This window comes from Celeribacter halophilus (genome assembly GCF_900114135.1).
Taxonomy (GTDB): domain Bacteria; phylum Pseudomonadota; class Alphaproteobacteria; order Rhodobacterales; family Rhodobacteraceae; genus Celeribacter; species Celeribacter halophilus.
The window spans coordinates 1-6,079 of the sequence record NZ_FORY01000047.1 but is presented as its reverse complement, the minus strand read 5'-3'; the positions used below and the strand labels follow the sequence as shown (position 1 = coordinate 6,079).

General features: G+C 51.9%; 6 protein-coding genes and 1 pseudogene. 5 read left to right on the top strand and 2 right to left on the bottom strand.

Annotation, left to right across the window (positions count from 1 at the left end; genetic code table 11):
• On the bottom strand, positions 1-1,153 hold a 1,153-nt coding region (locus tag BM152_RS18525; protein ID WP_074914673.1), incomplete at its 3' end, for an RNA-guided endonuclease InsQ/TnpB family protein.
• A 36-nt stretch (positions 1,154-1,189) separates the two neighbouring features.
• Between BM152_RS18525 and tnpA the strand changes: the two are divergent.
• Positions 1,190-1,576, top strand: a pseudogene (gene tnpA, locus BM152_RS18520) (IS200/IS605 family transposase); the annotation flags it as partial.
• A 463-nt stretch (positions 1,577-2,039) separates the two neighbouring features.
• Positions 2,040-2,693 (top strand): hypothetical protein, encoded by a 654-nt coding sequence (locus tag BM152_RS19095; protein WP_139222557.1) that lies wholly within the window; start codon positions 2,040-2,042, stop codon positions 2,691-2,693.
• 42 nt (positions 2,694-2,735) lie between these two features.
• Here the strand turns inward: BM152_RS19095 and BM152_RS18515 are convergent, their stop codons facing one another.
• Positions 2,736-3,788 carry a S1C family serine protease gene (locus BM152_RS18515; protein WP_066608222.1) on the bottom strand — a complete coding sequence of 351 codons (1,053 nt, stop codon included), beginning with the start codon at positions 3,786-3,788 and terminating at the stop codon, positions 2,736-2,738.
• Between BM152_RS18515 and BM152_RS19090 the strand changes: the two genes are divergently transcribed.
• From BM152_RS19090 to BM152_RS18505, 3 genes are all read left to right on the top strand, one after another.
• On the top strand, positions 3,787-4,464 hold the full coding sequence (locus BM152_RS19090; RefSeq protein WP_139222556.1) for a hypothetical protein: 678 nt from the start codon (positions 3,787-3,789) through the stop codon (positions 4,462-4,464). The genes BM152_RS18515 and BM152_RS19090 overlap by 2 nt on opposite strands.
• Before the next feature lie 164 nt (positions 4,465-4,628).
• Positions 4,629-5,462 carry a hypothetical protein gene (locus tag BM152_RS19085; protein WP_139222555.1) on the top strand — a complete coding sequence of 278 codons (834 nt, stop codon included), beginning with the start codon at positions 4,629-4,631 and terminating at the stop codon, positions 5,460-5,462.
• Between the two features lie 231 nt (positions 5,463-5,693).
• The coding region (locus BM152_RS18505; RefSeq protein WP_425285124.1) for a BapA/Bap/LapF family prefix-like domain-containing protein at positions 5,694-6,079 on the top strand (386 nt) is incomplete at its 3' end.

Below are 6,079 nucleotides of genomic sequence, written 5' to 3'. Positions count from 1 at the left end.
CCACGAGCATAGGCGCCGTGTTCCGACGCAAGATCACCTTTGCCGCATTGGTGTCGGCGTTTTCAAAGTGGCCGCAGCTTGTGCAGACAAAGTGCGCTTGGTTCTTGCGACTCCGACTGTCAACTGCACCACACGCCGAACACGTTTGGCTCGTGTGTCGGGCGGGAACCTTCCTCAGTTCACCGCCCCGCTCTTTCAGCTTGTAGCTGAGTAAGGCTTCAAAGATATGCCAGCCTTGATTGAGAATAGCCCTGTTCAACCCGGCCTTTTGGCGCACATTGCGTCCGGGTTCGTCTATGGTGCCCCTGGCGCTGGCAGTCATGCCCTTGGTGTTGAGGTCTTCCAGCACAACGGTTCCAAACCGGCGGGCCAGCTCGAGACTGACACGGTGGTGCCAGTCCTTGCGGATGCGGGCGCGACGGGCGCTCAGGGCGGAGACGCGCGCGCGGGCCTTGGCGTATCGCTTCGATCCTCGTTTGCGTCTGGAAAGCTCCCTCTGCGCGCGCCTCTGGCGGCGCTCCAGCGCAGCAATGCTCGCCGGGACGGACATCCGCTCTCCCGTGGACAGGGCCAGCGTATTCGCCACGCCGCGATCCACGCCAACCGCCGGGGCGATATTGACCGGGGCTTCGTGTTCAATCGCCAGTGTAAAGGAGACATGCCAGCCGTTCGGTGCAAGGCTGATCGTGGCGTTGTTCACCTTGCCACGCAGCGGGCGCGTGTCACGAAAGCGCACCCATCCAATCTTGGGCAGGCGCACATCAGACCACGTGCCGTTCAGCTTTCGCACCCGCACTTCTCTGCCCTGAAAGCGGAACGTGTCATTCCGACCCTTTTTGCGCGGACTGGGATAGCTGGCAATACCCTTGAACCAGTTCTGATAGGCACGGTCGAGATCGCGCAAAGCCTGCTGCTGACAGGTTTGGGAGACGTTGGCAATCCAGTCGTATTCGGCGCGCAGCTCGGTCAGTTCCCGCGCTTGGCTGGGGTAGCTGATGCTACTCCCGGTCTGGCGCTTGAAGGAGCGCCAGTGGTCTCGGCGCTGTTCCAGGGCAAGGTTGTAAATCAGGCGACATACCCCGGCACACTGCGCGAACAGCCGTTCCTGCGCAGGCGTGGGCTTGAGTTTGTAACGGTAGCCGCGTTGGATCATAGTGCCAGTATAGCAATGGGTCCAAGGCTGGAAAATATGGATTATAGAACTGGACGACACGTTGTTTACATGCTGCATGTCCACTTGGTCTTCGTTACAAAATACCGCCGCGATGTGCTGTCGGAACCCGCTATCAGCGACCTTCGTGACATCTTCGCCAAAGTCTGTCGGGATTTCGAGGCGGAATTGATCGAGTGCGACGGCGAGGACGATCACGTCCACCTGCTCGTGCATTATCCGCCCAAGGTTGCCTTGTCACGGCTGGTCAACAGTCTCAAGGGCGTATCCAGTCGCCTGCTGCGCGAGACCCGCCCTGAAATCACCGGGCGCTATTACAAGGGTGTTCTTTGGTCCCCGTCCTACTTCGCGGCAAGTTGTGGCGGCGCTCCCCTGTCAGTGATTGCTGAATATGTCAAATCTCAGGGGAAGCGCTCAAGGGCCGCTCTCGCGTTCCTCCCCGCCCTGAAGGACGGGGTATCCAGCGAGGTTGACGATGAGTATGCGGAGAGAGGTGTAGGAGGTCTCTTTTTTCATTGTGGTGTGATGCCGTAATTGTTTCGCGCGCGAAACAATTACATGTTGTGGGCGATTTAAATAAATGACGAAGAGATCGAGCATTATTTAGATATCGCTCCATGTCAGCTTGTCTCATGTTTAAGCCTATTTGGCGTTGAGGTGCAGCGTTTCGAAAGGAGGATTTGAAATTTGGCAGTATGGATTCTTTGATTTTTAGGCGGCACGGCCCGATACTCTTGGGCTTCGTAATGGGGCTTTGTTTCTGAGCGTGGGTGTTTGTTTGATAGGAACAGAAGTACAGTACTTGCCATTGCTTAAGTGCTTTGTATTAATTGTTTTTAATAAATGCCTATGATTTTTAGAGGTCCAAATGTCATCGCTCCGCTCATTAATCGTCAGCACAGGGTTCTGCTTTTGGGGAACCATTGTGTCTGCGCAAATGACACCTGAAGAGTTAAAATCTCTCGTAGATGCGCGGTCTAGTAATTTATCAGGATTTCAGGAACTGCTCGATGATCCTGACCCTCGTCGTTCGCTTGCTGCGGTCGAAGGTATGCTTGCCTCCGGGGATAGTGATTTGGAGCGGATGGCGCTTAGATTTGCTCTTACAAACCCTGATCCAACAATCCGTGCGGCAGCTTTAGAGCATCATTTCTCCAAGTTGCCTGCGCTTTCTGTGAGCTTCGATGCGTCCAATGTAAAAGAGGAGGAGATGGAAACATTCATCAGAGTTCTTAAGGGTCTTGGGGGCAGTATGGGACCGGACAAAATTGGGTCATTCAGTTATCAACCGGCTGCATATGACGAAGATGATGGATGTTTTCCGCACGCCTCAAATAAAAGAGTGTGTGCAATGCGTCTAGGAGCCGGTTTCGTAAGCCTTTATTTCTCTGCTTCTGGCATGGAGGGCAGGTGGGTGAATTTCCAGGCTGATGAGACCGGTACTCTTAGAGGAGGGGTTAATTTTGATTTCGGTGGTAATCCTGCTGGTAGCGTACCACTTACTATTCGCCTACTAGATTGAAATACATCGGGCTTATCCCGCTGACGCTAGTAGGTGGAAATGTTACTCGAGAATGATCCTGTCGACATGGACCGGATCATTTCCTCGAGCTCCAATTAGAGTAATCTTAATCGAATCCGCAAATCGGCGCGCTACTCGCCCAGTGTCGTAGAGACCATCAAGTGGAAAGGTGTCTATGCGCCAGTACTGCGCTGTGCCCCCAGCTCGAGGTGTTACATCGATCCGTATCTGCTCAGGTTGAGAATAACCATCTCGGGGCAGGCTGATCACTCGTAAGCGGCTCAAAACCTTCTCTTCCTCGGCCAGGTTTTTTAGTACGATTTCTGCATTTTTCCCGGCAGGGTAGGCGTATGGATTGGTGCCTTCTATCATTGCCTCAATGAGATGTGCACTATCTATGGCCGGTGGAGTGACTGAAACAATCGAATAAGGTGTTCCTTCCTGTTCTGAGGGTGCTTCTTGTGGAGCGGGAGGAGCCGAAAAGGCAGACCGGTCCAGCCAGCGTCTCAGGTTCATGGCTATTTCGGCCATTTGGATGAATTGAATTGAGCCATCTGTCGTTGTTGCGCGTGCCATGCCAACGGGAGTTGACCCTACCAATGCAAATCCGCCGGACATTCCTTTCTTGCCTGCATAACCCTTCTCAAGAAATTGCCCCGTGAATTCTAGATAGTCAGAGCGGCTCACGGACATATCAAGATTGTCGACACCTCCAGGGCTAACAATTGGTAGAACGATGCGTGCTCCTGAAAGAGCGGTAGACGCTCCTTGCCGTAAGTCGTCGAATGTTGCAGTGCAATCGCCATCAGGAATACGCCGAACCTGACCTACATCTAGATCAAAGCCCTCCCAAAACGGGGCAACCATTGTTGCTGACCCCGCGTTTCCGTTTTGTGTCACAACCTGCGCACGTCGCGCGCCGTCCGTTACATGGGCCGCAGTCAAGATGTAGCATATGCCGTTTTCGGAAAATAAAAATCCTTGTCCTTCTTCTTTCGCTTTCACTTGAACAGCTTGGGCAGAGGCAACTTGTCCGGTGGTAAAAAACAAGAATATACTGGCGCAAAATACAACTATATTGAAGGTAATCCGCATGTTACGAAATCTGTTTATTATCTTATGTTGTGTGGTGATGTTGGTGTCCAAGGCTAGCGCAGATCCAACGCGACTTGCAACAACGCCGTTTGTTGAAAAGGTTTTCGAAAATTCTGAAATATCGGGAACACTCGTGGTTGGACTGTCACGTATAGCGCAAAACCTTTCTGAAGAGCTTCGAATTAGCGCGGAAGTTCCCGCTAGTTGGACCGACCTTTGTCTTACTGTCACTACGGTGGACGGGCTTTATGAAGCGCGTAATGATTTTGCGTTGCCGGATGACTGGGCGGGCGGAGAAGTCATTTTTGATTACCCTACTTCATACAAGGACCGGCTACTGGAGATCGGGGCTGATCGCATCGGGACACTTGTGCAGAGAGGCTCCTGTATAGGCCAGAGTGAGCAGCTTGCTTTGTCTGGCTGGCGTCTTTCGCAGGCAAGTCCGGATAGCTTCCGGTTGTTTGTAAATGCCTTTCAAGCTGATGAAGTCTTCGCCTATGTGGGAGATGGCCCAGAAATAAAATGTGCTCCTCTCACCGAGGGTAATCGCGCTGCTTTCGATATGGTTTGTGATCTTGCTTTGGGTGAGAACGATGAAAGCCCTGTCGAAATAGAACTCATTCGCGTGCGTTCTGGTCATGTCGAAGCTTCAACGCCTCTTTTGCTCGAATGGTGAAGCATACTTCCCAATTAGGCCCAAGAGTTTATCGCCTCCTATATCAGAGTCTTCGAAGGCAATCTGGATTGCTGCGTGGAGGTCTGGCTTGGCTTGTTGTGCTGGCAGTTTTTGCGGCCCTAGTCGGTAACACTCGCTATTTTGTGGATCGGACTGCAGTGATTGTGGCTGATACGATGTCTCTGCAGGTTCATTTCGATGAAAGTAAACACTGGCTAATTGAGGAGGGCATGACGCTTTGTCGTCCTAATCCGGACTTGCGCGCAGCTTTGAAAAGCCAGCATCCAATATGTAAGCAATTCCTGCCAGATGGCACCTATACACGGCTCGCTATTGATGCTGGTGATGTGCTGGACATCCGAGTGGAGGCTGACCAAAGTTTGCTGGTTCGTTTTCTTCCATGCGAAAGTTTAAGTTCTGATAGTTGCGTGGCGCCAGTCTCTGCAGCAGGAGAAATCCGACCACGAGAAGCTCCGAATGGTTTTCTGGTGATATCACCCAAGTCATTGCAAGCTTCTGGCCTGCTCTCACTGTCCGGCCGGATCAGCCTTGGGCGTGATCTGGCATCTGGTGGCCGTCCTGATTTTCTTTGGGGTGGAACTTATGAAATTCGAGAACAGAACTGGCTAACGCGTATCTTGGGGCGACGATCGGTGACCTTGGAGCGTGGCGAACTTATCCCGGGTTCAGCTGTGGAAATCGTTTCAAATAACCTGCCGTCGACCACAAGTAATGGTCATTTTTTTCCTGCTATTATAGATGACCAAATGGTGTTGAAAGTAGTTGCGTTGTCTGGAGGAGGAGACGGTGCAATTAGAGTTTCTGTGAGCGGAGCGGATCCCTTTACTATCGATCCAGATTGGATAGACAGCGTAATCGCTAATCCAGTCTTCCTCGCGCTAGCCTTTCTTTTGGGAATTCTCTTAAACGCATTGCAATTGGCAAGCACCATATTGAGAGCTCCTAGCGCCACTGATGCCGAACGATCGCAAGATTAACATCTTCCTCCAGCCTAAAGGTCGGAGAAGATGTTAAGGTGAGAAAATAGCGCTCCCCCCATTCGCTATGGTTCAATATCAGGCAGCACGACATGGATTTTGGTTTGGTTAAATTTGGAAACTTGACCAAATAATCTTATTGGTCATACTTTACATACTTAAGTCTTTGATAAAATCCTAAATATATATTAAAGGCTATATGCAGGGTGCAAATGGGTATAGGAGTGAACCATGGCTATGCAAACTATTCAGGCGTCACCGACAGAGGTGCGCGTTCAACTTAATCTTGATCAGACTGGCCTCGAAACGTATGGCCGGTCCGGCAATGATTTGATCATTGATCTCGGCAACGGAGATACAATTACGGTCACTGACTATTATGTCCCTGCCGCAGATGGATCGTTGCATAGCATTGTTTACAGCAATGATATGGTCGTTGAGGGAGATCCTGCAGCAGCTGGCTTGGGAGAGGGCATGTCTGATGAGGCGATCGCAGCGGTTGCGGTCGGTCTCGGCGCGCTTGGTATTGCGGCCGCTGCTAGTGGCGGTGGCGGAGACGACAGCGATTCTGACGCCGATGCTGATGCTGATGCCGACGCGGACGCCGATGCTGATGC